Origin of the sequence: Sphingomonas sp. R1 (assembly GCF_025960285.1) — a bacterium.
Taxonomy (GTDB): domain Bacteria; phylum Pseudomonadota; class Alphaproteobacteria; order Sphingomonadales; family Sphingomonadaceae; genus Sphingomonas.
The window spans coordinates 2,056,422-2,081,177 of record NZ_CP110111.1 but is presented as its reverse complement, the minus strand read 5'-3'; the positions used below and the strand labels follow the sequence as shown (position 1 = coordinate 2,081,177).

18 protein-coding genes are annotated in these 24,756 nt (G+C 67.9%); 11 read left to right on the top strand and 7 right to left on the bottom strand.

Annotation, left to right across the window (positions count from 1 at the left end; all coding sequences use genetic code 11):
• Positions 1 to 59 precede the first annotated feature (59 nt).
• Positions 60 to 2,186: an NAD-dependent DNA ligase LigA gene (gene ligA, locus OIM94_RS10115; protein WP_264606609.1), complete on the bottom strand. Its 2,127-nt coding sequence runs from the start codon at positions 2,184 to 2,186 to the stop codon at positions 60 to 62.
• A gap of 63 nt (positions 2,187 to 2,249) precedes the next feature.
• Here ligA and OIM94_RS10110 point away from each other — a divergent pair, with 63 nt between their 5' ends.
• From OIM94_RS10110 to OIM94_RS10085, 6 genes are all read left to right on the top strand, one after another.
• Complete coding sequence (locus OIM94_RS10110) at positions 2,250 to 3,413, top strand: MBL fold metallo-hydrolase (protein WP_264606608.1); 1,164 nt, start codon at positions 2,250 to 2,252, stop codon at positions 3,411 to 3,413.
• Between the two features lie 52 nt (positions 3,414 to 3,465).
• Positions 3,466 to 3,924, top strand: coding sequence for a hypothetical protein (locus OIM94_RS10105; RefSeq protein ID WP_264606607.1), 459 nt, complete (start codon positions 3,466 to 3,468; stop codon positions 3,922 to 3,924).
• 48 nt (positions 3,925 to 3,972) lie between these two features.
• Positions 3,973 to 6,168 (top strand): excinuclease ABC subunit UvrB, encoded by a 2,196-nt coding sequence (uvrB, locus tag OIM94_RS10100; RefSeq protein WP_264606606.1) that lies wholly within the window; start codon positions 3,973 to 3,975, stop codon positions 6,166 to 6,168.
• Between the two features lie 91 nt (positions 6,169 to 6,259).
• A complete protein-coding gene (locus OIM94_RS10095) occupies positions 6,260 to 7,396 on the top strand; it encodes a glycoside hydrolase family 5 protein (protein ID WP_264606605.1) in 1,137 nt (378 codons plus the stop codon).
• Positions 7,397 to 7,475: 79 nt separating this feature from the next.
• On the top strand, positions 7,476 to 8,009 hold the full coding sequence (locus tag OIM94_RS10090) for a hypothetical protein (protein ID WP_264606604.1): 534 nt from the start codon (positions 7,476 to 7,478) through the stop codon (positions 8,007 to 8,009).
• A gap of 533 nt (positions 8,010 to 8,542) precedes the next feature.
• Complete coding sequence (locus OIM94_RS10085) at positions 8,543 to 10,231, top strand: putative bifunctional diguanylate cyclase/phosphodiesterase (protein WP_264606603.1); 1,689 nt, start codon at positions 8,543 to 8,545, stop codon at positions 10,229 to 10,231.
• A 147-nt stretch (positions 10,232 to 10,378) separates the two neighbouring features.
• Here the strand turns inward: OIM94_RS10085 and mutS are convergent, their stop codons facing one another.
• Positions 10,379 to 12,958: a DNA mismatch repair protein MutS gene (gene mutS / locus OIM94_RS10080; RefSeq protein WP_264609878.1), complete on the bottom strand. Its 2,580-nt coding sequence runs from the start codon at positions 12,956 to 12,958 to the stop codon at positions 10,379 to 10,381.
• A gap of 82 nt (positions 12,959 to 13,040) precedes the next feature.
• Between mutS and OIM94_RS10075 the strand changes: the two genes are divergently transcribed.
• Entirely contained in the window at positions 13,041 to 14,585 is a 1,545-nt protein-coding gene (locus OIM94_RS10075) for a hypothetical protein (RefSeq protein ID WP_264606602.1), read from the top strand.
• A gap of 93 nt (positions 14,586 to 14,678) precedes the next feature.
• A complete protein-coding gene (locus OIM94_RS10070; protein WP_264606601.1) occupies positions 14,679 to 16,934 on the top strand; it encodes an NADP-dependent malic enzyme in 2,256 nt (751 codons plus the stop codon).
• A 22-nt stretch (positions 16,935 to 16,956) separates the two neighbouring features.
• On the opposite strand, the gene OIM94_RS10065 is transcribed toward OIM94_RS10070, so the two are convergent.
• Positions 16,957 to 17,745 (bottom strand): SDR family oxidoreductase, encoded by a 789-nt coding sequence (locus OIM94_RS10065; RefSeq protein WP_264606600.1) that lies wholly within the window; start codon positions 17,743 to 17,745, stop codon positions 16,957 to 16,959.
• A gap of 44 nt (positions 17,746 to 17,789) precedes the next feature.
• On the bottom strand, positions 17,790 to 18,935 hold the full coding sequence (locus OIM94_RS10060; protein WP_264606599.1) for an acyl-CoA dehydrogenase family protein: 1,146 nt from the start codon (positions 18,933 to 18,935) through the stop codon (positions 17,790 to 17,792).
• A 144-nt stretch (positions 18,936 to 19,079) separates the two neighbouring features.
• Here OIM94_RS10060 and OIM94_RS10055 point away from each other — a divergent pair, with 144 nt between their 5' ends.
• Positions 19,080 to 20,531: an MFS transporter gene (locus OIM94_RS10055; RefSeq protein ID WP_264606598.1), complete on the top strand. Its 1,452-nt coding sequence runs from the start codon at positions 19,080 to 19,082 to the stop codon at positions 20,529 to 20,531.
• Positions 20,532 to 20,591: 60 nt separating this feature from the next.
• Here OIM94_RS10055 and OIM94_RS10050 read toward each other — a convergent pair whose 3' ends face one another.
• Together OIM94_RS10050 and aceA are read right to left on the bottom strand one after the other, a co-directional pair.
• Positions 20,592 to 20,747 carry a hypothetical protein gene (locus OIM94_RS10050; RefSeq protein WP_019367690.1) on the bottom strand — a complete coding sequence of 52 codons (156 nt, stop codon included), beginning with the start codon at positions 20,745 to 20,747 and terminating at the stop codon, positions 20,592 to 20,594.
• 15 nt (positions 20,748 to 20,762) lie between these two features.
• Positions 20,763 to 22,052 (bottom strand): isocitrate lyase, encoded by a 1,290-nt coding sequence (gene aceA, locus OIM94_RS10045; protein WP_264606597.1) that lies wholly within the window; start codon positions 22,050 to 22,052, stop codon positions 20,763 to 20,765.
• 383 nt (positions 22,053 to 22,435) lie between these two features.
• On the opposite strand from aceA, the gene OIM94_RS10040 reads away from it, so the two are divergent.
• Positions 22,436 to 23,818 carry a helix-turn-helix domain-containing protein gene (locus OIM94_RS10040; RefSeq protein WP_264606596.1) on the top strand — a complete coding sequence of 461 codons (1,383 nt, stop codon included), beginning with the start codon at positions 22,436 to 22,438 and terminating at the stop codon, positions 23,816 to 23,818.
• Here OIM94_RS10040 and OIM94_RS10035 read toward each other — a convergent pair.
• The gene (locus tag OIM94_RS10035; RefSeq protein ID WP_264609965.1) at positions 23,790 to 24,023 is read right to left on the bottom strand and encodes a hypothetical protein; all 234 of its coding nucleotides are present in this window, start codon (positions 24,021 to 24,023) and stop codon (positions 23,790 to 23,792) included. The two genes, OIM94_RS10040 and OIM94_RS10035, sit on opposite strands and share 29 nt — an antisense overlap.
• On the opposite strand from OIM94_RS10035, the gene OIM94_RS10030 reads away from it, so the two are divergent.
• Positions 23,917 to 24,498, top strand: coding sequence for a DUF6338 family protein (locus OIM94_RS10030; RefSeq protein ID WP_264609877.1), 582 nt, complete (start codon positions 23,917 to 23,919; stop codon positions 24,496 to 24,498). The two genes, OIM94_RS10035 and OIM94_RS10030, sit on opposite strands and share 107 nt — an antisense overlap.
• Positions 24,499 to 24,756: the final 258 nt, after the last annotated feature.

Genomic DNA, 24,756 nt, shown 5'->3' with positions numbered 1-24,756 from the left:
CGAAATTGTGACAGTCAATCCTAGCTTAACGTTCCAAGATGGTGCGTTGCAAAAACGCATCACTCGGAGGCGTTTACAATCGATACCCAATCCGCCTCGCTGATGACGCGGATTCCCAGATCCGCCGCCTTTTTCAGCTTCGAACCGGCCCCGGGACCGGCGATCACCAGATCGGTCTTGGCGGAGACCGAGCCGGAGACGCGCGCGCCCAGTCGTTCCGCCTGCGCCTTCGCCTCGTCGCGACTCAAGGTCTCCAGCGTGCCGGTGAACACCAGCGTCTTGCCGGTCACTTCCGATTCGCGCGCTTCGACGACGAAGGGTGGCGGCGTCACCGCCTCCAGCAAATCCCGCCACACGCTGCGATTGTGCGGCTCGTGGAAAAAGTCGGCGAGCGCATGGCCCACCGCTGCGCCGACATTTTCGACGCCGATTCGCTCGGCGATGGCCTTGTCGAGGCGGGTGCGGTGCTTCGCCTCGGTCTCGCCCAGGACGGGGAGCGTGGCATCGCGCAGCGCGATCAGCTCGTCGGCCAGGGCTTCCAGCGCGGGCAGGGTGACGTAGCGCTTGAGCAGGTCGCGTGCGGTGATCGCGCCGATGTGGCGGATGCCCAGCCCGAACAGAAGCCGCGCGGCATCGGGGGCGCGCTTCGCCTCGATCGCGGCGAGCAGGCTGTCGACGGACTTTTCCTGCCAGCCTTCGCGCCCGAGCAGCTGTTCGCGGTAGCGCGCAAGGCGATAGATGTCGGCGGGTTCGGCGATCCAGCCGAGATCGAGCAATTCGATCAGGGTCTTCTCGCCCAGGCCGTCGATGTCGAGCGCACCCCGGCTGACGAAATGCTTGAGACGCTCCAGTCGCTGTGCCGGGCAGATCAGTCCGCCGGTGCAGCGGACATCGACTTCGCCTTCTTCCGCCACCGCCTCGGAGGCGCAGATCGGGCAGTGGGCGGGGAAGTGCCACGCGTCGCGCAGCGCGTCGCGCGTCAGGTTCTCGACGATCTGCGGGATCACGTCGCCGGCGCGCTGGAGCACCACGCGGTCGCCGGGGCGGACCCCCAGCCGCGCGATCTCGTCGGCATTGTGCAGCGTCGCGTTGCTGACGACGACGCCGCCCACCGTCACCGGCTCCAGCCGCGCGACCGGGGTCAGCTTGCCGGTGCGGCCGACCTGGATGTCGATCGCCACGAGGGTCGTCTGGGCGCGCTCGGCGGGGAATTTGTGCGCCAGGCCCCAGCGCGGCGCGCGGCCGACATAGCCCAGCCGCTCCTGCCAATCGAGCCGGTCGACCTTGTAGACCACGCCGTCGATGTCGAAGGGCAGATCGGCGCGCCGCGTCTCGATCGCGCGATACTGGGCGAGCGCATCGTCCAGCGTTGGCGCTCGGACGAACAGGTCGGAGACCGGAAAGCCCCAGGCGCGGATGCGGTCGATCGCCTCATACTGCCTCTCGGCGAGCGGGTCGCTCAGCTCGCCCCAGCCCCAGGCGAGGAACCGCAGCGGCCGTGCGGCGGTGACCCCGGCATCCTTCTGGCGAAGCGATCCCGCAGCGGCATTGCGCGGATTGGCGAACTGGCGGGCGTCCTTGCCCGTCTCGGCCGCGTCGGCGAGCAGCCGGGCGTTAAGCGCGGCGAAATCGGCCTTCGCCATGTAAACTTCGCCGCGCACTTCGCACACCGGCGGCGCGCCTTCGATGCGGTGGGGGATGTCCGCGATGGTGCGGACATTCGGTGTCACGTCCTCGCCGATCCGGCCATCGCCGCGGGTGAGTGCCTGGACCAGCAAGCCGTGCTCGTAGCGCAGCGAGCAGGACAGGCCGTCGATCTTGGGCTCGGCGGTGAGTTCCACCACGGCCTCGTCGGGGAGCTTGAGGAAGCGGCGGACGCGGCCGAGGAAATCGGCGATGTCCTCGTCCGAAAAGCCGTTGTCGAGGCTGAACATCTGCCGTGCATGCGCCACCTTGGCGAGCGGGCCCGAGGGTGTCGCGCCGACCTGCCGCGACGGGGAGTCGGCGCGGACCAGCGCTGGGAAGGCCGCTTCGATTTCCGCGTTGCGGCGGACCAGCGCGTCGAAATCCGCGTCGCTGATCTCGGGGGCGTCCTCGTCGTGATAGCGGCGGTTATGGTGCGCTATCTCGGCGGCGAGCTTTTCCAGCTCGGCGGCGGCTTCGTCGGGCGTGCGGGGTAGCGTCATGGCGCTGCGCTAGGGGATCGGGGCAGTTGATCGCAAGGCCCTTTGCGGCCATCAGCCCAGCCCATGCGTATTGCGACCATGGCGAAGCTGATCGGTGGAATTCTGCTCTGGATCGTGGTGGCACTGTGCCTGTTCCTGACGCTCGTCCCGCCGTTCCTCGATCGGATCTATTATCGCGGGCAGGAGACAGCCCATTTCGACGGGGAGCGGTTCGCCAATCCCGATGGCGAGACGGCGCCCGCGCCGGCGCTCGCCTTCGTGTTCCTCGCGCACCGGATCGGCAGTGCCATGCAGCAGCCGGTATGGCCGACCAGCGTTGCCGTGGCCCAGAGCCGGCCGCCGGCGCGGGTGGCGGGGCAGGCGATGCAGGTCACCTGGATCGGCCATGCCAGCGTGCTGATCCAGACCCAGGGCCTGAACATCCTCACCGATCCGGTGTGGAGCGATACGGCCGGTCCCCTCGGCATGGGGCCTCGGCGCGTGGCGGCGCCCGGCGTAGCGATCGCGGACCTGCCCAAGATCGACCTCATCGTGGTGAGCCACAATCATTATGACCATCTCGACCTCGCGACGCTCAAGGCGCTGTGGCAGCGCGATCGGCCGGTGATCGTGACCGGCCTCGGCAATGACAGCGTCATCGGCCAGGCGGGCGTGCCGGCGCGCGGGCTCGACTGGGGGCAGAAGCTGACGCTGCAGCCCGGCATCGACGTGGTCGTCACCCGCAACCACCACTGGAGCAGCCGCTGGTTCGCGGATCGCAATCGCGCGCTGTGGTCCAGCTTCGTGGTGACCTTGCCCGGCGGCAACCTGTTCTTCGCCGGCGATACCGGCTGGGGCGACGGCAAATGGCCAGCCGAGGCCGCCGCGCTGGGCCCCGTGCGCTTCGCGGCGATCCCCGTGGGCGCCTTCCGGTTCAAGCCCGGGCAGATGGCCGCGGATGCCCATATCGGCCCGCGGGACGCGATCCGCGTATGGGACGGGCTCGGGCGGCCCTGGGCGCTGCCGATCCATTGGGGTACCTTCCGTCTCTCCTGGGAAGCCTATCGCACCCCACCCGACATGCTGGCGGCAATGCTGCGCTGTGGCGGCACCGATCCCGCCCGATTTGTCGATCATCCGCTGGGGCAGCGCTTCGACGTGCCGGCGATCGGCACGCCGCCCGCGCCGCCGAGCGACGACGGGATCGCCCGCTGCCGCGCGGAGGGGCGGTTCGACGGTTTCCGCTGATCTTGAGCGCCTCGCGTCCGGCATCTAAAAGGCGGCGGGGCACAAGGGGCGTATGGGCAGCGGCATCGGCGCAACGCGCGACTATCGGACCAGCATCGAGGGCGTCGGCAAGGCGCTGGGTGTCGGCAGCACGCTCGGCGGGCTGCTGATCCTGATGCTGCTGATCGGCGCGGGTCAGCGGGCTCCGCTTGCGCTGGGAGCCGGGCTATTGCTGGGCGGGCTGTTCACCGGCATCGCGCTGGCAGCGGTCGGGGGGCCGATATGGCTGGTTCTGCACGTGCTGGGGCTACGGCGAGGCCGCTTTGCCGCACTGGTGACCGGAATGCTCGGGCTGGGTCTTTACCTGGGGGCGCAGGGCTATGGCACCGCGCTCTACACCATTGCGCCGATCGATACGCGCAGCTGGCTGCTCGGGCTGGTGCTCAAGATCGCGCAGAGCCTGGTGGTCGCATTGCTCGCCGGGGGCATCGGGCTGGCGATGTGGCGGATCGCCTACCGGCCCGCCGCCTGACCGATGAGCCGCTTTTCAGAGAGCGCCTAACGCCCCATATTCAACGGCATGGCGATCCAGATCCGGACCAACCTTGCCGAGCCCGAGACGGGCCAGGCGTTCATCCCCCACCGTCCCCAGCGCCCGGAAAAGGCGGAGGGCGGCAAGAAGTTCAAGCTCGTCTCCGACTATCAGCCCTCGGGCGACCAGCGTTTCGCGATTCCGGAGCTGGTCGAGCAGGCGCGGGCCGGCGAGCGCGACCAGGTGCTGCTCGGCGTCACCGGATCGGGCAAGACCTATACGATGGCCAAGGTGATCGAGGAACTGCAGCGCCCCGCGCTGATCCTCGCGCCGAACAAGATCCTCGCCGCGCAGCTCTACGGCGAGTTCAAGAACTTCTTCCCCGAGAACGCGGTCGAATATTTCGTCAGCTATTACGATTACTATCAGCCCGAGGCCTATGTGCCGCGGTCGGACACGTACATCGAGAAGGAAAGCTCGATCAACGAGGCAATCGACCGGATGCGTCACGCCGCGACCCGCTCGCTGCTCGAACGCGACGACGTGATCATCGTCGCCTCGGTCTCGTGCCTCTACGGTATCGGCTCGGTCGAGACCTATTCGGCGATGATCTTCGACCTCAAGAAGGGGCAGGTGGTCGACCAGCGCGAGATCATCCGCAAGCTGGTGGCACTCCAGTACAAGCGCAACGACGCCGCCTTCGGGCGCGGCGCCTTCCGCGTGCGCGGCGACAATCTCGAGCTGTTCCCCTCGCACTATGAGGATACCGCCTGGCGGATCAGCTTCTTCGGCGACGAGATCGAGGAGATCGTCGAGTTCGATCCGCTCACCGGCAAGAAGGTGGCGAGCCTCGACTATGTCCGCGTCTATGCCAACAGCCACTATGTCACGCCGGGGCCGACGCTCAAGCAGGCGATGGAGGCGATCCGCCACGAACTGACCGAGCGGCTCAAGGAACTGGAGATCGAGGGCAAGCTGCTCGAACTCCAGCGGCTGGAGCAGCGGACGAACTTCGATCTGGAGATGATCGCGGCGACGGGCTCCTGCGCGGGCATCGAGAATTACAGCCGCTTCCTTACCGGCCGCCTGCCCGGCGAGCCGCCGCCCACGCTGTTCGAATATCTGCCCGAGAACGCGCTGCTCTTCGTCGACGAGAGCCACCAGACGATCGGCCAGATCAACGGTATGTCGCGGGGCGACCACAAGCGCAAATTGACCCTCGCCGAGTACGGCTTCCGCCTGCCCAGCGCGATCGACAACCGGCCGCTGCGCTTCAACGAATGGGACGCGATGCGGCCGCAGACCACCTATGTCTCGGCCACCCCCGGCGACTGGGAGATGGAGCGCACCGGCGGCGTGTTCGTCGAGCAGGTGATCCGCCCCACCGGGCTGATCGACCCGCCGGTGGAGATCAAACCCGTCGAGGAGCAGGTGCAGGACCTGATCCAGGAGTGCAAGGCGACCGCGGCCAAGGGCTATCGCACGCTCGTCACCACGCTCACCAAGCGCATGGCCGAGGACCTGACCGAATATATGCACGAGGCGGGCGTGAAGGTCCGCTACATGCACTCGGACACCGAAACGCTGGAGCGCATCGAGCTGATCCGCGACCTGCGGATGGGCGTGTACGACGTGCTGATCGGCATCAACCTGCTGCGCGAGGGGCTCGACATCCCCGAATGCGGGCTGGTCGCGATCCTCGACGCCGACAAGGAAGGATTCCTGCGCTCCGAGACCTCGCTGATCCAGACGATCGGCCGCGCCGCGCGCAACGTCGAGGGGCGGGTGATCCTCTATGCCGATCGCATGACCGGCAGCATGGAGCGCGCGCTCGCCGAGACCGGGCGCCGCCGCGAGAAGCAGATGGCGTATAATCTCGAACACGGCATCACCCCGGCGACGGTGAAGAAGAATATCGGCGACATCATCGCCCATGTCGCCTCGAAGGACGGCGTGACGGTGGAGATCGACGCCGATCGCCCGCACATGGTCGGCCACAATCTGCGCGGCTATATCGAGGAGCTCGAGAAGAAGATGCGCGACGCCGCCGCGAACCTCGAGTTCGAGGAGGCAGGCCGCCTGCGCGACGAGATCCGCGCGCTGGAGGCGGAGGAACTCGGCCTGCCCGAGAGCGAACGCAAGGCGCCGGTGATGGGGCGGTCCAACGAGGGCAAGCCGGGTACGCGCAAGACGCGCTATGGGAAACAGACCAAGACGAAGTTCGGCGGGCCGCGACGGGGATAGCGGCGCGGCAAGCCGTTGATTCCCGCCGCTCGTTCGGCAACACTCCCCGCCGTGCAGCCGGAGCAACCGGCGCCCGAGGGGAGAGGCTGTAATGAAAACGCGCGCGATGGCCGCAGGGGCGGCGCTTGCCATTCTGGCGGCATGCGGGGGCGGCGGATCGGCAGGCGGGGCGGTCACGTCGCCCGCCCCCGCACCGGTGCCGAGTCCGACGCCCAGTCCTTCACCGTCACCGTCACCCTCGCCGACGCCATCCCCCGTCAGCTACACGCCTGCCGCTGCCTTCCGTGTAACCAGCGGCGCGACCATTCCGATCGGCAAGTGCGTCAACATGGGCAACCATCTGGAAGCGCCGAGGGAGGGCGATTGGGGCCGCGCGATCGTCGATGCCGACTTCGCCATCATCAAGGCGGCAGGGTTCGACACGATCCGCCTGCCGGTGCGCTGGTCGAACCACGCGCTCGCCGCTGCGCCCTACACGATCGATGCGGCCTTCCTCGCCCGCGTCCGCCAGGTGGTGGACACTGCCCGCGCAGCCGGGCTCAACGTGATCCTCGACCTCCATCACTATGAGGAAATGGCGACCGCGCCGGCGGCGCATGCCGAACGCTTCGCCGGGCTGTGGAAGCAGATCGCGGTCGCCTTTGCCGACGAACCCACCGCCAGCGTGTGGTTCGAGCTGATGAACGAACCCAATGGCGCGCTGGACGACAGCAACCTGAAGGCCATTCTCACGCCGGCGCTGGCGCAGGTGCGGCTCAGCAATCCCACCCGGCCCGTGATCATCGGGGGGCAGAAATGGAGCGGCGTGCCCAGCCTCGCCACGCTGCAACTGCCGGACGACCCCAATCTCGTGGTCACCATTCACACCTATGATCCCTTCAACTTCACCCATCAGGGCGCGACGTGGATCAGCCCCACGCCACCGCTCGGTCGGGTGTTCGGCAGCGCTGCCGATTATCGGGAGCTCGATGCCAATCTGGCCACGGTGCGCGAGTACATGCGCGCGACCGGACGGCAGGTGTTCGTCGGCGAATATGGTGCCAACGACGATCCCGGCGTGCCGCTTGCCCAGCGGATCCTGTATTACGGCACCCTGTCATCGGCCTACGCCTCGATCGGCGTGCAGAGCTGCGCCTGGGCCTATACCAACACCTTCAGATTGCGTGACGGCAATGCCTGGCTGCCGGGCATGCTGGAGGCGATCCGTACCACGACAACGCTGCGCTAGCGTTTGCCTGCGACCGGCCGGCTCGGGGCTGCGGGGGGCGGTGGTTGAGGCGGGAGGCCGCGTCGCCCATAAGCCGTCCATGCGTTCGTTCCCCCTGCTGGCCATTGCCGGCCCCGCCATCCTCGCCGGCTGCGTGCCCGCCCCGTCCACGCCCCCGCCCGCCGCGGCACCGCGATCGGCGCCAGCCCCCGCGCCCGCAGCGCCGCGTCCTACACCGACGTTGAGCGCGGACTGGCGGGACTGGCCGCTGACGGCGGGCGACTGGCGCTATCGCGCCGAGCCGGGCGGCGGTGGTGGCGCCAGCTTCGGCGTAGCGGGAAGTCTGCCGGTCCTCCGCCTGCGCTGCGACAGGGTAACGCGGCGGGTGACCATTGTCCGGACCGGCACCACGGCGTCGACGCTGACGCTGCGGACTACCAGCGCGGTCCGCGCTATGCCGGCGGTGCCGGATGCGCCGGGCACGATCGCCCTCAGCATTGCTGCGAACGACAGCTTCCTCGATGCGATCGGCTATAGCCGCGGTCGGTTCGTGATCGAGGGCGGGGGGCTGCCGACGCTGGTGATCCCCGCCTGGCCGGAGATCCTGCGCGTGGTGGAGGATTGTCGGAAATGATCCGGCGCGGCGCAACAAGCGCCAGACTTTCAGAATCGCACCGATAAAATTCTTTTACAAGACTTGTTCTGCGACTCAGGGGTGTCCTACATGTCAAGTGTGTCGAGAGGCACAGGCTCTTCAACAAGCGAAAGGAGGTGATCCGATGTCTCATGGTTCAGCAATGAGGTCGGTTCAGTTCGTTCGGGAGACGCGCCGCTGAACCTGCCGCGCGGACGGAAGCCCTCCGTCCGTAGAGCCGTGCGGGAGGACTTTTCCTCCAATCAACGCCGGCCATTGCAGGTGAAGCGGTCCGCATGGTCTCCCGGGCTGGAGCTCTCCGGCCGCTGACCATGTCGGGGGTCGTCGGGTACCCTGGATAGGGGCCCGGCGACCTCTTTCATTTCGGGCCCTGCGCGCGAGGCCCGCGGCGCGCATCGCGGCGGATGGTTAGCAAAAAGTTACGCGAGCGATATGGACTTGCCCCAACTTGGCCGCGCCCGAGTCGTCCGGGCACGGATGTACCCCGGTCGAACAGGGCGACGGGGTGCCACATGGCGCAGACGGAACAGGGCAAAGGCATAGCGCTGGGCAGCGCTTCGCTCCGCGCCATGCTGGAAGCCCTGCCGTCCCCGGTGATGCTGATTGACGGCAAGGATCGCATAATCGCCGCCAACGCTGCCTTCTGCGCCCTTGTCGGGCACGATCGCGACTATTGGCTGGCCACGCCGATGGAAGCGTGCCTTCCCCCGGATCGCGTCCGACGATACCGCGCGGCGCATGCGCAGGTGCTGTCCACCGGCGAGGACCTCGAAAGCGAAGACACGATCGACGGGCATGACGGACTGCCCCGCCACGTCGTCACCAGGCGTCGGCGCGTCGAGTTGGACGGCGAGGCGCTGGTCCTGACGATCCTCACCGATGTCACCGCCCTTCGGAATGCCGAGGCGCGGGCGCGCCACTTGGCCTTCCACGATGCGTTGACCGGGCTGCCCAATCGCGCGGCGCTCAACGAGCAGCTTGCCGCGGCACTGTCGGCGTGTCCGCCCGAGCAGCCGGCGTTGCTGCTGATCGATCTGTACCAGTTCAAGGACATCAACGATGCATTCGGTGAATGCACCGGCGATGCCTTGCTGCGGGCTTTTGCCGACCGGCTCGCGGGCACCGCCCGCGGGTCGGACCAGGTGGCACGAACCGGCGGCGATACGTTCGCGCTGTTGATCGCCGATTGCCCGGATGTCGCCGCCGCCGAGGCAGAATGCCGGCGGGCGCTGGCCATGGCGGCGTTGCCGATCGCGAGCCCGGCCGGCGCGGTCGCGCTCGGTGTTTCGATCGGCTGTGCCGGGGCGGAGCCCGGCATGACGCCGGAGGACCTGCACCGGCGCGCCGAATTTGCCCTGTACGAAGCCAAGCAGCTTCCCGCCAACGAGTTTCGGCTGTTCGATGCCGCTTTGGCCGCGGACGTGCAGGCCCGCCGCGCGCTGGAGACGGACCTGCGCGCCGCACTGGCGGCCGGCGACCAGCTCGACGTGCATTATCAGCCGGTGATCGACGCCAGCGGCCACCGCGTCGTCGGCGTCGAGGCGCTGGTGCGCTGGCATCATCCGACGCAGGGAATGATCCCGCCGGTCCGCTTCATCCCCATCGCCGAAGCCAGCGGGTTGATCGTGCCGCTGGGCGAGTGGGTGCTGGATCGCGCCGCGGCGATGATGGCGCGCTTTCCGGAGATCTCGCTGGCGGTAAATCTCTCGCCGATTCAGCTGCGCAGCCCGCAGATCGCCAGCCGCATCCTCGCGATTCTCGCACGCCACGACATGAACCCCCGGCAGTTGCAGCTGGAGGTGACCGAAAGCGCCATGCTGGCGATGGATGTCGGGGTAGAGCAGGGGATGCTGCGGCTTCGCGAGGCCGGGGTGCAGCTCGTCCTCGACGATTTCGGCACGGGCTATTCCAGCCTGTCGCACCTCCACAAGCTGGCGATCGACCGGGTGAAGATCGACCAGAGCTTCGTGCGTGACCTGGGCAGCTCGCATGATGCACGGGCGATCATTCAGGCGGTGCTCGGCATCGGCCAGTCGCTCGGGATCGGCGTGACGGCGGAAGGGGTGGAGGACGAGACGCAGCAGCTGTTCCTGCGGGCGTTCGGCTGCCACGAGTTCCAGGGCTATCTGTTCTCTCGGCCGCTGCCGGCCGGCGAGGCTGCGGCGTTCCTCGAGTCGCATGCCGCGCGCCAGGCGGCCTGAGCGACGCTAGCATAGCGGGACGCGCCCCGGCTCGGTTGCGCACCCGTGGGGTGGGCGGGCTGCAGCGCTTCTCCAGCGCTTGCGCATAGGCCAGCGCTTCGTACCCGCCGTCATCATTTAATTGGCCGCTGCGAGCAGCGCGGGCAGCTACGACTCCTTGGCGAGCCCCTTCAGCCGGTACAGCACGTCGAGCGCCTCGCGCGGGCTGAGCGCGTCGACGTCGATGCCGTCCAGTTCGTGGCGCAGCGCGTCGACCTTCTCCTCCTCGGCCTGGGCGGCGGCGGCGAACAGGGGGAGGTCGTCGAGGCCGGCGGCGAGGCCACCGGTTTTCGCCCGGCCTGCTTCCAGCTTGTCGAGCACCGCCTTGGCGCGCTTGACCGTGGCGGGCGACATGCCCGCGAGCCGCGCGACGGCGATGCCGTAGCTGCGGTCGGCCGGGCCTTCCGCCAGCTCGTGGAGCAGCACCAGCTCGCCCTTCCATTCGCGCGCCCGGACATGGTGGAGGGTCAGGGCGTCACAGCGTTCGGCCAGCCGGGTGAGCTCGTGATAATGCGTCGCAAACAGGCAGCGGCAGCGATTATCCTCGTGGATCGCCTCCACCACCGCCCAGGCGATGGCCAGCCCGTCATAGGTGGAGGTACCGCGCCCCACTTCGTCGAGGATCACGAAGCTGCGCGGGGTGGCCTGCGCCAGGATCGCGGCGGTTTCGACCATCTCGACCATGAAGGTCGAACGGCCGCGCGCGAGATTGTCCGAGGCGCCGACCCGGCTGAACAGCCGGTCGACCAGCCCCAGTGTCGCGCGGGTGGCGGGGACGTAGCTGCCGGCTTGCGCCAGCACCGCGATCAGCGCGTTCTGGCGCAGGAAGGTCGACTTGCCGCCCATGTTGGGGCCGGTCACCAGCCACAGCCGCGAGTCTTCGGAGAGCTTGCAGTCGTTGGCGACGAAGCGGCCGCCGGCGCGCGCAACGGCAGCTTCCACCACCGGATGCCGCCCGCCCTCGATGTCGAAGCAGCTATGCTCGACGAGCTCCGGCCGCGCCCAGCCGCCTTCGGCCGCGCGTTCGGCAAGCCCGGCGGCGACATCGATCCGGGCGAGCGCATCGGCGGTGGCGGCGATCGGCTCGCGGCGGGCCAGCGCTTCGCCGGTCAGTTCCTCCAGATGCGCGGCTTCGGCGGAAAGCGCATGGGCGCCCGCCTGGGTCACCTTCACCGCCACGTCGTGCAGTTCGGGCGCATTGAAGCGGACGACGCCGGCCAGCGTCTGGCGATGGGTGAAGCCGCTGTCGGGCTTCATCAGCGCGTCGGCCGAACGGGCAGGCACTTCGATATGATAGCCGAGCACGCCGTTGTGGCGGATCTTGAGCGCAGTGATTCCGGTGCGGGCGCGGTACTCGCCCTCCAGCGCCGCGATGGCGCGGCGGCCGCCGGCGCCGGCGTCGCGCAGATCGTCGAGCGCCGCGTCATAGCCCTCGGCGATATAGCCGCCATGCGCGGCATCCACCGGCGGTTCGGGCACCAGCGCGCGGGTGAGCAGGTCGATCAGCGTGCCGTGCCCGCGCAGCTGCGGCGCGAGGTCGCGGAGCAGCTGCGGCGCCTCGGCGATCCGGTCGAGCTTCTCGCCGAGCCGCCAGGCGCCGTCGAGACCGTCGCGCAGCTGGCCGAGATCGCGTGGGGAGCCGCGGCCGGCAGCAAGGCGGCCGAGCGCGCGGCCGATGTCGGGCAGCGCACGCAGCGTCGCACGGATATTGTCGCGCAGCCCCGCATCGTCGTGGAACAGCGTAACGAGATCGAGCCGCGCGTCGATCGCGGCCCGATCCATCAGCGGCGCGGCGATGTCGGCACCGAGCAGGCGGGCGCCGGCGCCGGTGACGGTGCGGTCGACCGCGTCGAGCAGGCTGCCCTTGCGGGCGCCGGCGGCGCTGACGGTGAGTTCCAGGCTTTCGCGCGTCGCTGCGTCGATCGCCATCGCGGCCTCGGCGCGGCTGACGCGGGGCGGGCGGAGAAAGGGGAGGGAGCCCTTGGCGGTATGCTCCAGATAGGCGACTAGCCCGCCGGCTGCGGCAAGGCCCGCGCGCGAGAACTGGCCGAAGCCGTCAAGCGTCGCCACCCCGAACAGCCGCTTGAGCCTCGCCTCCCCGCCGGCGCTGTCGAAATCGAGCTTGGGGCGGAGCGCGGTTGCGAGCTCGGCGAACTCGGTCGCGTCGCAGGCGATCGTCTCGGCGGGGTTCAGCCGGGCGAGCTCGGCACCCAGCCGCGCGGAGTCCGTCTCGATCAGTTCGAACCGCCCGGTGGAGATGTCCGCGCAGGCGATCGCCACGCCGCCGCCGGCTTCACCTACCGCCACGCACCAGTTGGCGGTGCGGCTGTCGAGCAGCGCCTCCTCGGTCAGCGTGCCCGCGGTCACCACACGGACGATTGCGCGGGATACCAGCGCCTTGGAGCCGGCGCGCTTCTTCGCTTCCTCGGGCGTCTCGGTCTGGTTGGCGATGGCGACGCGCTGGCCGGCCTTGATCAGCCGGGCGAGATAGGCCTCCATCGCATGCACCGGCACGCCGCACATCGGGATCTTGTCGCCGTCATGCTCGCCGCGTGAGGTAAGCGCGATGTCGAGCACGCCGCTCGCGATCTTCGCGTCCTCGAAGAACAGCTCGAAAAAGTCGCCCATGCGGTAGAACAGCAGGCAATCCCCCGCCTCTTCCTTGAGCGCGAGATACTGGGCCATCATCGGGGTAGGGGCGGCGGAGGACATCGCGTCTCGCTACCGGATGCACGGGGGGCGGCACAACCGCCGCCATGGGGTGACGCTGGTGGAAACTGGGGATAAGGCGCGCGCCATGCAGAGCTTCCCGTCCCCGCAGATGCCCCGCGTGCTGCAGTGGCGCTGGATCGCGGCGCTTGCCCTGGCCTCGGCGCTGCCCTTCCTGTTCGTACGCATCCCGCCGCTGGTCGACGTCCCCGGGCATATTGGGCGGTTTGCGGTGCAACTGGCACCGGCGGACAGCGTGCTGCACCGCTATTTCAGCTTCGCCTGGCGGCCGACGCTCAACCTCGGCAGCGACCTGATCGTCCAGGCGTTGCACCCGCTGGTCGGGGCGGTGGCAGCGATGTGGCTGGTGTGCGCGGCGGTGCCGGTGCTGACCGTGCTGGGGCTGCTGGGGGTGGCGCGGCGGTTGAACCGACAAGGGGCCGCGGCGCTGCCCTGGGCGCTGATCCTCGTCTATAACGACAGCTTCCTCTGGGGCTTCGTCAACTATGCGCTGAGCGCGGCGCTGGCCTTGTGCGGCTTCGCAGCGTGGATGCGATGGGACGCAAGGCCCGGGCTTCGCGCCCTGTGCTTCGCGATCTTCACCCCCGCCCTCTTCCTCGCCCATGGCGAAGGCGGGGCGCTGCTGATGCTGTGGGTCGCGGCATTCGAGGCGGAGCGTGTCGGGCCGTTGCGGCTCAAGGCGCTGGCGGCACGGCTATGGCCCCTCGGTTTCGCGGCGATCCCGGTCCTGTTCGCGCGCGGTGACAAGGGTGGGGCGACATTGTGGAATTGGCCGAGCAAGGCGGACGCGCTGTTCAACCTCGTTCGCGACCAAAGCCTGGCGCTGGACGTTGCCACCGCGCTGGCGATCGTCGCCGTGTTGGTGCTCGGACGGCTGTGCGGCGCGCGCCTCGTGCGGCCCGGCGCCTGGGCGGTATGGGGCAGTCTTGTGCTGTTCCTCGTTGCGCCGTTTCAGCTTTCCGGCACGGCGAACGTCGATGCGCGGTTGCTCGCCCATGCGCTGATGCTGGCGCTGGTGCTGCAGGACTGGCGCGGCACCGGCCCCCGCCTGCGGCGCGGGCTAGTGATCGTCGGCGCAGCGCTGCTCGTGCTGCGCTTCGCCGTCACCACCATCAGCTTCGTCGGCTATGGCCGCGACTATGCGCGTCAGCTCGCGGCACTCGGTCATGTTGCGCCGGGCAGCCGCGTGCTGAACCTTACCCTCAGCGACTGCGGCGTGCGTGGCTGGCGCCAGCCGCGTACCACCCACCTCGCCGCGCTCGCCACCGCGGAACGCGATGCCTGGGTCAACGCCCATTGGGCGGTGCGGGCGGTGCATCTGCTCCAGGTCCGGTTCGCCCCGCCGGGGTACGCGATCGATCCGTCGCAGATCGTCTATGCGCCTGGCTGCCATGGCACGACCGGTACCGGCAATCACCGGCTCGGGATCGCGCAGGTCCTGCCTCGCCTGCCGCTCGATCAGGTCGACTATCTCTGGCTGATCGATGTGCGACTGCCGCCGGGCCCGCGTGACCCGCGGCTGGTGCCGATCTGGCGCTCCGGTGACAGCGCGCTCTACGCGATTCATCATATTAAAGCGACGTAGGGGAAAGCACGGAATTCCCCTTCTGCGGTTTGCAATCGCTGCCTCGTGCTGCTTTAGGGGCCCAAACAGTCCGAGAAATTAGGAGCCGAGCGGATGGCCGAAGAGAGCAACGTCCAGTTTTCCGATCGCGAGGCACTTCGCTATCACGCCGAAGGCCGCCCGGGTAAGATCGAGATCGTCGCCTCGAAGCCGATGGCGACCCAGCGCGATCTGGCGCTGGCCTATTCGCCGGGCGTCGCGGTGCCGGTGCTGGCGATCTCCGAGAACCCCGCCCTCGCCTATGACTACACCGCCAAGGGCAACCTCGTCGCGGTGATCTCGAACGGTACGGCGATCCTGGGCCTCGGCAATCTCGGCGCGCTGGCGTCCAAGCCGGTGATGGAAGGCAAGGCGGTGCTGTTCAAGCGCTTCGCCGATGTCGACTCGATCGATCTCGAGCTCAAGACCGAGGACGTCGATCGCTTCATCGACGCGGTCGAGCTGATGGAGCCGAGCTTCGGCGGCATCAACCTCGAAGACATCAAGGCGCCGGAATGCTTCGTGATCGAGCAGACGCTGCGCGAGCGCATGAACATTCCGGTGTTCCATGACGACCAGCACGGCACCGCGATCATCGCCGCCGCCGGCCTGATCAACGCGCTGTACCTCACCGGCCGCGACATCAAGACGACCAAGATCGTCGTCAACGGCGCCGGCGCCGCCGCGATTGCCTGCACCGAGCTGATCAAGGCGATGGGCCTGCCCAGCGACAATCTGCTGATGTGCGACCGCACCGGCGTGATCTACCAGGGCCGCGAGGGCATCAACCAGTGGCAGTCGGCGCACGCCGCCAAGACCGATCGGCGCACGCTGGCGGAGGCGCTGGAAGGCGCGGACGTCTTCCTCGGCCTTTCCGCCGCGAACGCCCTGCCGGCCGAGCTGCTCGAGAAGATGGCGCCCAAGCCGATCATCTTCGCCATGGCCAACCCCGATCCGGAGATCACCCCGCCCGAGGCCAAGCGCGTGCGGCCGGACGTGATCATCGCCACCGGCCGTTCGGACTATCCGAACCAGGTCAACAACGTGCTCTGCTTCCCGTTCATCTTCCGCGGCGCGCTCGACGTGCGCGCGACCGGCATCAACGATGCGATGAAGGTCGCCGCCGCGCGCGCGCTGGCCGAACTCGCCCGCCAGCAGGTGCCGGAGGAAGTGGCGAGCGCCTATGGCACCTCGCACAGTTTCGGCCCGGATTACATCATCCCGACGCCGTTCGACCCGCGCCTGATCGAGATCATCCCCTCGGCGGTGGCGCAGGCGGCGATGGATTCGGGCGTGGCGACGCGGCCGATCATCGACATGACGGCCTATCGCCAGCAGCTGCGTGCCCGCATGAACCCGACGACCTCGGTGCTCAGCATGGCCTATGAGGGCGCCCGTGCGCAGCCCAAGCGCGTCATCTTCGCCGAGGGCGAGGAAGAGGTGGTCCTGCGCGCCGCGATCGCCTTCCAGGAGGGTGGCTATGGCACGCCGGTGCTGGTCGGCCGCGAATCGGTGCACGACCGGCTGCGCGCGCTCGGCGCCAACCCGGATCACTTCGAGCTGCACAACAGCGTCAACTCGCCGCTGGTCGAGGAGATGGTGGAGACGCTGTACAAGCGCCTCCAGCGCCGCGGCTATCTGCACCGCGATTGCGAGCGGATGGTCAATCGCGACCGCAATATCTTCGGCTCGCTGCTGCTGCGCATGGGCCATGCCGATGCGATGATCACCGGCGTGACGCGGACCTATGCCGAGACGATGCGCCAGGTGCGTCGTGTCATCGATCCGGTCGAGGGGCGCACCCCGTTCGGCATCCACGTGCTGGTCGGCCAGTCGCACACCGTGTTCATCGCCGATACCACGGTGAACGAGCGTCCGAATGCCGAGGAACTGGCGGACATCGCCGAGCGGACCGTGCAGGTTGCCCGCCGCATGGGCCACGAGCCGCGCGTGGCGCTGCTCAGCTACTCCACCTTCGGCAACCCCGAGGGCAAGTGGATCGACAATATCCGCGATGCGGTGAAGGTGCTCGACGCGCGCGGCGTGCAGTTCGAATATGAAGGCGATATGGCGCCGGACGTTGCGCTCAACCCCAAGCTGCTCGCCAACTATCCGTTCGCACGCCTCTCCGGCCCCGCCAACATCCTGATCATGCCCGGCCTGCAGTCGGCCAACATCTCGGCCAAGCTGCTGCGCGAACTGGGCGGCGATTCGATGATCGGTCCGATGCTGATCGGCATGGAGAAGCCGGTCCAGATCGCGCCGATGACCGCAACCGCCAGCGAACTCGTGACGCTGGCGGTGCTGGCCGCGGGCGAAATCGCGCGTTGAGGGTCAGGCGAGCATCGACGGATCAGCCGTCGATGCTCGCGCCCACCGCGGCATTGACCAGCCCGCCATCCACCGTGACGGTCTCGCCGACCAGATAGTCCCCGGCCCGGCTGGCGAGGAAGATCGCAGCGCCGGCCATGTCCTCGGCCACCCCGATGCGCCTGGCGGGAATCGCCTGCGCGACACTGCCGCCATGGTCGCGCGCGGCCTTGTTCATGTCGCTGGGGAAGGCGCCGGGGGCAATCGAGGTGACGTGGATCTGGTCGCGCACCAGCCGCGCGGCCATGCGCCGGGTGAGGTGGATCAGCGCGGCCTTCGATGCCTGGTAGCTATAGGTTTCCCAGGCATTCAGCCGCTGCCCGTCGATCGAGGTGATGTTGATCACCTTGGCCGGGCGCTCGGCGCTGCCCGCCGCCTTCAACAGGCCGTGAAGGGCTTGCGTCAGGAAGAAGGGCGATTTGACGTTCAGGTCCATGACCTTGTCCCAGCCCTTCTCCGGGAAGCTTTCGAACGGCTCGCCCCAAGCGGCGCCGGCATTGTTGACGAGGATGTCGAGCTGCTGCTCGCGCTCGGCCAGATCGGCAGCGAGCGCGCGGCATCCTTCGACGGTCGATACATCATGGGGCAACGGGATTGCGTTCGCCCCCAGCGCCGCGCACGTCTCCTCGCAGGCCTCCGCCTTGCGCGAGGAAACATAGACCTTCGCGCCCGATGCGACGAACCCTTCCGCGATCATCCGCCCGATACCGCGCGAACCCCCGGTAACCAGCGCCACGCGACCATCCAGGCGAAACAGCGACGATACGTCCATGCCAAACTCCCTCTCCAGGCCTGCCCCGATCGAGGCGGCCATTATTATCCGCCGCGCTTCAGCGTTTCGCGGGCGATGATCAGCTGCTGGATCTGGCTGGTGCCTTCGTAGATCCGGAACAGCCGCACGTCGCGGTAGAGCCGCTCGATCCCGTAATCGGCGATATAGCCCGCGCCCCCGAAGATCTGCACCGCGCGGTCAGCGACGCGGCCGACCATCTCGCTGGCGAAGTATTTCGCCGCCGCAGCCTCCATCGTGGTGTTCGCGCCTGCATCCTTGGCTGCGGCGGTCTCCAGCACCAGCGCGCGGGCGGCGAGCGCCTCGGTCTTCGAATCGGCCAGCATCGCCTGGATCAGCTGGTGCTCGGCGATCGGCTTGCCGAACTGCTTGCGCTCACCGGCATAGGCGACGCAGTCGGCGATCAGCCGTTCGGCGACGCCCACGCACACCGCCGCGATGTGCAGCCGCCCGCGATCGAGCACCTGCATCGCAATGCGGAAGCCTTCCCCTTCCGCCCCCAGCCGGTTCGCCACCGGCACCGGCACATCATCGAAGCGGACATCGGCGACGCGGGCGCCCTTCTGCCCCATCTTCTTCTCGGGTTCGCCGATCGAGACGCCGGGCAGGTCGCGCGGCACCAGGAAGGCGGAGACGCCCCGACCGCCGGCTTCCTCGCCGGTGCGTGCCATCACGGTAAAGAGCTGCGCCTTGTCGGCATTGGTGATGTAGCGCTTGGTGCCGCTCAGCCGATAGACGTCGCCGTCGCGCACCGCGCGAGTCTGGACGGCGCCCGAGTCCGAGCCGACATCCGGTTCGGTCAGGGCAAAGCTGGTGATGATCGCGCCGCGGGCGATCTTGGGCAGCCAGTGCGCCTTCTGCTCGGGCGTGCCGGCGATCACCAGCCCCTGACTGCCGATCCCGACATTGGTGCCGAACGCCGAACGGAAGGCGGGCGTGGTCCGGCCCAGTTCGATCGCAACCCGGGCTTCCTCGGCCATGGTGAGGCCCAGCCCGCCATGTGCCTCGTCGATCGAAAGCCCGAACAGCCCGAGCGCCTTCATCTCCTCGACGATCGGCTCGGGGATGGCGTCGGCCGCCTCCACCTCCGCCTCCAGTGGGCGAAGCCGCTCTGCGACGAAGCGGCGCACCGTGTCGATCAGCGCGTCGAACAGCTCGGGTTCGAGGGCCATGGCCATCCTCTCGGTTCTAATTATCGGCAGATATAACGGCAGAACCGCGTGTCGCAAGCCATACCCGATCTTCCAAAGTCTTTCGTTTGCGACATTCGGGGCGGCTCTGTATCGGGAGGCGGGGACGCAACGGAGAGAATACAGATGGCAGGTCGCACCGCCGAAACCCCGCCCGTACCGCCCAGCCGGCGCGTGGCGACGCCGACGATGCTCGCCTATGGCTTCGGCGCGGCGGCGTACGGGGTGAAGGACTTCTGCTTCGTCACGTTCCTGCTGCTCTTCTACAACCAAGTGGTGGGGTTGCCCGCGGCGCAGGTCGGCTTCGTGATCATGTGCGCGCTGCTGTTCGACGCGTTCGTCGATCCGGCGATCGGCATGCTGTCGGACCGGACTCGCAGCCGCTGGGGGCGGCGCCATCCCTGGATGTATGCCGCCTGGCTGCCGATCGCGGTGGGCTGGCTGTTCCTGTGGAATCCGCCGACAAGCTGGAGTCAGGGCGCGCTGCTCGGCTGGCTGTTCGTCTCCGCCGTGGTGGTGCGCACCGCCGTCTCCGCCTTCGAGGTGCCGTCGCAGGCGCTGAGCCCCGAGCTCTCCTCCGACTATGAGGAGCGCACCCGGATCATGGCCTATCGCTTCCTGTTCGGCTGGGGTGGGGGCATGGCGATGCTGATGCTCTCCTATGGCTGGTTCCTTGCCGAGCGGACCGGCCAGCCGCACGGCCAGTTCGACCGCGCCGGCTATCCCGGCTTCGCCATCGGCGGGGCGGCGCTGATGGTGGTGGCGATCCTCGGCTCGGCGCTGGGCACGCACCGCGAGATCAAGAATCTCCCGCCGGTGGAGATCGAACCCCAGCCGCTGCGCCAGAGCATCGCCGAGCTGTTCGCCACGCTGCGCAACCCGGCCTTCCTGGTGCTGATGACCGCGGCGCTCGCCTATTTCGTGGCGCAGGGCATCAGCTTCTCGATGTCCAATTACCTCTACGCCCATGTCTGGCGCTTCGGGAACCTCGCCTTCCAGCTGCTCGGTGCGACCTTGTTCCTGGGCGTCGTCCTCGCCTTCCTGCTCGCGCCGCGGCTCGCCCGCTGGCTGGGCAAGCCGACTGCGGCGACCATCGCGCTGGTCGGCGCGGTGCTGCTGCTTGCCGCACCCTATGTCCTCCGCCTGGTCGGCCTGTTCCCGGCGCCCGGCGATCCGCTGCTGCTGCCGGTGCTGTTCACCATCTTCACCGTCAATGCGACCTTCGCGGTTTCCTCCACCATGCTCGGGGCCTCGATGCTCGCCGATGTGGTCGAGCACAGCGAGGTCGAGACCGGGCGGCGTTCCGAGGGCGTGTTCTTCGCCGGCTTCTTCTTCGTCCAGAAATGCTCGAGCGGGCTCGGCATCTTCGCGACCGGCCTGATCCTCAGCGTCTCCGGCTTCCCCGACGGCGCCAAGCCGGGGACGGTGCCGGATGCGGTGATCGACCGGTTCACGCTGATCTTCTGCGCCGTCTACCTGCTGCTCGGCGGCATCGCTGCGTTCTTCTACCGCCGCTTTCCCTTCGGCAAGGCGGAGCATGCCGCCCGGCTGGCGCAGCTCGGCGCGCGGGCCGACTGACGCGGAAATGCCCGCCGGGCATGCGACCCGGCGGGCATCCTTTCCTCCCCAGGAAAGACGTCAGGCCACGCGGCCCAAACGGTGGTAGAGGTTGGAGAACTTCACCGATTCCGGCTTGTCCTTCACCGCCTGCAGATGGGCCCCGACGGCCTCGCGGAGCAGGCGGAAATCCTCGGTGGAAAAGACGGCGCGGCTGCGCTGCGGTTCGTTCGACATGACATACTCTCCTGGTTACGCTGCTTCGCTGGTGAACTGGGCGGCTTCGGTGCTCTCGGCGAGCGCGGTGGTGGAGCTGGCGCCCCCCGCCACGGTCTGGGCAATGGCGTCGAAATAGCCGGTGCCGACCTCGCGCTGGTGGCGCGTCGCGGTGTACCCCTCGGCCTCCGCCGCGAACTCGGCCTGCTGCAGCTCCGAATAGGCCGCCATGCCCCGGTCCCGGTACCCACGCGCCAGCTCGTACATGCCGTAATTGAGGCTGTGGAAGCCGGCGAGGGTGACGAACTGGAACTTGTACCCCATCGCCCCGATCTCGCGCTGGAAGCGGGCGATGTCGTCCTTGTCCAGGTTCTTCTCCCAGTTGAAGCTGGGCGAGCAGTTATAGGCCAGCATCTTGTTGGGATGCGCCTTCTTGATCGCCTCGGCGAAGCGGCGGGCGTCGTCGAGATTGGGCTTCGACGTCTCCCACCACAGCAGGTCGGCATGGGGCGCGAAGGCCAGCCCGCGCTGGATGCAGTGATCGACGCCGGTGCCTTCCTTCAGCCGGAAAAACCCCTCGGGGGTCCGCTCGCCGGTGAGGAACTGGTGGTCGCGCTCGTCGACGTCCGAGGTGATCAGCTTCGCCGACTCCGCATCGGTGCGGGCGCAGATCACCGTCGGTACGCCGCACACATCCGCCGCCAGCCGTGCCGCATCCAAGTTGCGGATATGCGCCTGGGTGGGGATCAGCACCTTGCCGCCCAGATGGCCGCACTTCTTCTCGCTCGCCAGCTGGTCCTCGTAATGGACGCCCGCCGCACCCGCGGCGATGTAGGACTTCATGATCTCGAAGCAGTTGAGCGGCCCGCCGAACCCGGCTTCGGCATCGGCGACGATCGGCGCGAACCAGTCGCGCGTCGCGCCGCCTTCCATATGCTCGATCTGGTCGGCGCGCTGGAGCGTCGCGTTGATCCGCCGCGCCAGCTCGGGCCCGGCATTGGCCGGGTAGAGCGACTGGTCGGGGTACATCTGCCCGGCAGTATTGGCATCCGCCGCGACCTGCCAGCCCGACAGGTAGATCGCCTTGAGCCCCGCGCGGACCATCTGCATCGCCTGGTTGCCCGAGAGCGCGCCGAGCGCATGGACATAGTCCTCGGTGCGCAGCAACTCCCACAGCTTCAATGCGCCGCGGCGGGCCAGCGTGTGTTCCACCGGCAGCGAGCCGCGCAGCTTGGCGACATCGTGCGCCGTGTAGGGGCGCTGGATGCCCTCGAACCGCCCGGCGGGGGCGGGGACCAGATCCTCGAAACCAAGCGACTGGGACATTGTGAATTCCTTGACTGACTGCCTGAACCTTGTGTGGCTAAGTTTAGGAAGTTTGTGCTTGTGGGGAACTCAACTTCGGCTTCGCTCAGGGTGTGGGTGTGTGGTGGGTTGCGGGGTCTCCTTGTTTGGGTGTAAAGTATTTACAGGTTGATCTCAGTTCTCGGACGAGAACGTACCAGGAACGCAGCGTGTAGGAAAGCGACAGGCAGAAGGTGTCGACCTTCCAGCTGTCATCCCGGCGGAAGCCGGGATCCATTGCCGCTCCGCCGCGGCAGGAGGGGCGTCCGACAGGCGAATGGATCCCGGCTTTCGCCGGGATGACGGTGGAGAGGGGGGGGATTCCTCCCGCGCCGGGGAGGAGCCGAGAAGGAGCAGGAGCACCCATGGCCGAACGCAAACTCTTCGCCGGGCACGCCATCCGGCGGCTGCGCTTCCAGCTCGGCGTCACCCAGGCGGCGATGGCGGAGGCGCTGGAGATTTCGCCCAGCTATCTCAACCTGGTCGAGCGCAACCAGCGGCCTATCTCCGCCGCGCTGATGCTCAAGCTGGCCGAGACCTATGACTTCGATCCCCGCCGCCTCGCCGCGGCCGAGCCCGGCGGCGGGGCCGAGGCGCTGCGGCGGCGGCTGGCCGATCCGCTGTTCGCCGATCTCGCCATCGATCGCCACCAGCTCGAGGAATGGCTGGCCGGCGCGCCCGATGGGGCCGAGGCGTTCGCCCGTGCCTATGACCGGATGGGCGGCGGCGGCCCCATGCCCACGCCGGGCGCCGCGCAGGACCCCGGCCCCCAGGTCCGCCGCGCGATCGAGCGCTGGCGCAACCATTTCGCCGATCTCGACGCCGCCGGCGAGGCGCTGGCCGACGAGCTGCGCATGGCCAGCGAGCCGTACGGCGCGATGGCCGATCGGCTGCGGGTGAAACACCAGCTGGCGGTGCGAATCCTGCCCGCCGAGGTGATGGTCGATACGCTCAAGCGGCTCGACCTCCATGCGCGGCAGCTGCAGCTGTCCGAGGCGCTCGATCCAAGTGCCCGCGCCTTTGCGCTGGCCGAGCAGCTGGCGGTGGAGGCGCGCGACGAGATCGAGGCGCTGGTCCGCGGCGCCGAGCTCGACCGCGTGGCCGCGCGGCTGTTCCGCCGGCACCTGACCGCCTATTTCGCCGCCGCGGTGATGATGCCCTATGCCCGCTTCCTGCGCGCGTGCGAGGCCAGCGGCTATGACCTGGAGCTGCTCCAGCGGCGCTTCGGCGCGAGCGCGAGCCAGGTCGCCCACCGGCTGACGACGCTGCAGCGGGTGGGCGCGCGGGGACTGAGCTTCTTCCTGATGCGGTTCGATCGCGCGGGGCAGGTCTCAAAACGCTATGCCGGCGCCAGCGGATCGGCGCTGGTGGAGGCGGCGGTGCCGTGCCCCTTGTGGAACGCCTATGACGCCTTTGCGCGGACCGACGAGACGGCGGTGCAGCTCGTCGAGCTGGAGGACGGCGCGCGCGCCTTCACCATCGCGCGCTGCGTGCATCCGCATGGGGGCGCGCCGGGCGGTGTGCGCCCGCGCTTCGTGATCGCGCTGGGCCTGCCGGCGGCGGAGGCGGGGACGCTGGCCGCGGCACGCGGCGTGGACCTGGCCGGCCGCGCCGCGCCGATCGGGCTGGGGTGCCGGGCGTGTACGCGGGTCGCGTGTCCGCAGCGCTCGGCGGCGCCTGCGGGGCGGGCAGCGGCGGGGAGCGAGCGGGAGCGCGGGGTTACGGCGTTTGGGTTTGCGGGGGATTGAGGTTGGCGAACATTGGTGGTGCGGATAATTTCGGTGGTTTCAGCCACTGAATGATGGTTTGTTGAGGGTGTGAGAAAGGGCTTCCGTTCATGGCTGACTTGCCAACGGCTTCTGAGATTTCCAACGCTTTCAGTTTGCTGGCGCCGGGGTTCTTGATTGTCTCGATCAGGTTGCGGTTCAAAGACGGAGCGAGGCCAACTTTCAAGGAAGGCCTCATGAGCTACGCTTTCGCCTCATCTGCTTATTATGCGGCGTTCTCACCCGTATTTCACGTGAATGGTTCTGTGGAACTGCCTTATTGGCTCTGGTCGCTACTATATTTTTTCGTCATGCCATGCCTGATCGGTCTTGCTGTCATGTTCATTGATCAGCGAGAATGGGCATATGCTCTCGCCCACAAATTGAAGCTGACCCTACCGCACCATATTCCTGCGGCGTGGGATTACGCTTTGTCGCGGACTGGCGGTCCAAAATATGTCATTCTGAAGCTTCGTGACGGCACGAAGTACGCAGGAATTTATGGCAGTGCGTCTTTCGCTTCATCCAGCAAGGAGGAGCGGGACATATTGCTCGAAGATGTTTGGGATTTGAACGAATCCGGGGCCTGGACCCGTTTGGATCCTCCCCGTTCGCTTCTTGTTTGTGGAGGCGATATCAGTTGGATTGAAATATTTAGGTGAGGAAGGTGTCATGACCAAGAAGGTTTCTGGTGCTCCTGGGCGCGGGCCTCAGAATGGCCATCGGCCATCATCAACGGGCTTCCATGTTCCCGGAAAAATTTCTGGGGGCTACCAACCCCCGACCGGTGAACTCGGTCCCCCTCCAACCGGGGGCAGTGGTGGAAAAGAACCGCCCAAAAAGTGAGGGCGCTATCAGCGCATGGGGTCCGTAAGGCGCCCGCTGATGCTCAGTTTGGTATGCCCATTCAACCGTTAGTT

Bases quoted from the DNA above. Each gene is read 5' to 3' on its own strand.
- mutS (WP_264609878.1), bottom strand. From the start codon at position 12,958: ATGATGGCCCAGTATCTCGCGCTCAAGGAAGAGGCGGGGGATTGCCTG.
- aceA (WP_264606597.1), bottom strand. From the start codon at position 22,052: ATGTCCCAGTCGCTTGGTTTCGAGGATCTGGTCCCCGCCCCCGCCGGG.
- OIM94_RS10060 (WP_264606599.1), bottom strand. From the start codon at position 18,935: ATGGCCCTCGAACCCGAGCTGTTCGACGCGCTGATCGACACGGTGCGC.
- OIM94_RS10095 (WP_264606605.1), top strand. From the start codon at position 6,260: ATGAAAACGCGCGCGATGGCCGCAGGGGCGGCGCTTGCCATTCTGGCG.
- ligA (WP_264606609.1), bottom strand. From the start codon at position 2,186: ATGACGCTACCCCGCACGCCCGACGAAGCCGCCGCCGAGCTGGAAAAG.
- OIM94_RS10110 (WP_264606608.1), top strand. From the start codon at position 2,250: ATGCGTATTGCGACCATGGCGAAGCTGATCGGTGGAATTCTGCTCTGG.
- uvrB (WP_264606606.1), top strand. From the start codon at position 3,973: ATGGCGATCCAGATCCGGACCAACCTTGCCGAGCCCGAGACGGGCCAG.
- OIM94_RS10055 (WP_264606598.1), top strand. From the start codon at position 19,080: ATGGCAGGTCGCACCGCCGAAACCCCGCCCGTACCGCCCAGCCGGCGC.
- OIM94_RS10050 (WP_019367690.1), bottom strand. From the start codon at position 20,747: ATGTCGAACGAACCGCAGCGCAGCCGCGCCGTCTTTTCCACCGAGGAT.
- OIM94_RS10090 (WP_264606604.1), top strand. From the start codon at position 7,476: ATGCGTTCGTTCCCCCTGCTGGCCATTGCCGGCCCCGCCATCCTCGCC.
- OIM94_RS10105 (WP_264606607.1), top strand. From the start codon at position 3,466: ATGGGCAGCGGCATCGGCGCAACGCGCGACTATCGGACCAGCATCGAG.
- OIM94_RS10070 (WP_264606601.1), top strand. From the start codon at position 14,679: ATGGCCGAAGAGAGCAACGTCCAGTTTTCCGATCGCGAGGCACTTCGC.
- OIM94_RS10040 (WP_264606596.1), top strand. From the start codon at position 22,436: ATGGCCGAACGCAAACTCTTCGCCGGGCACGCCATCCGGCGGCTGCGC.
- OIM94_RS10065 (WP_264606600.1), bottom strand. From the start codon at position 17,745: ATGGACGTATCGTCGCTGTTTCGCCTGGATGGTCGCGTGGCGCTGGTT.
- OIM94_RS10085 (WP_264606603.1), top strand. From the start codon at position 8,543: ATGGCGCAGACGGAACAGGGCAAAGGCATAGCGCTGGGCAGCGCTTCG.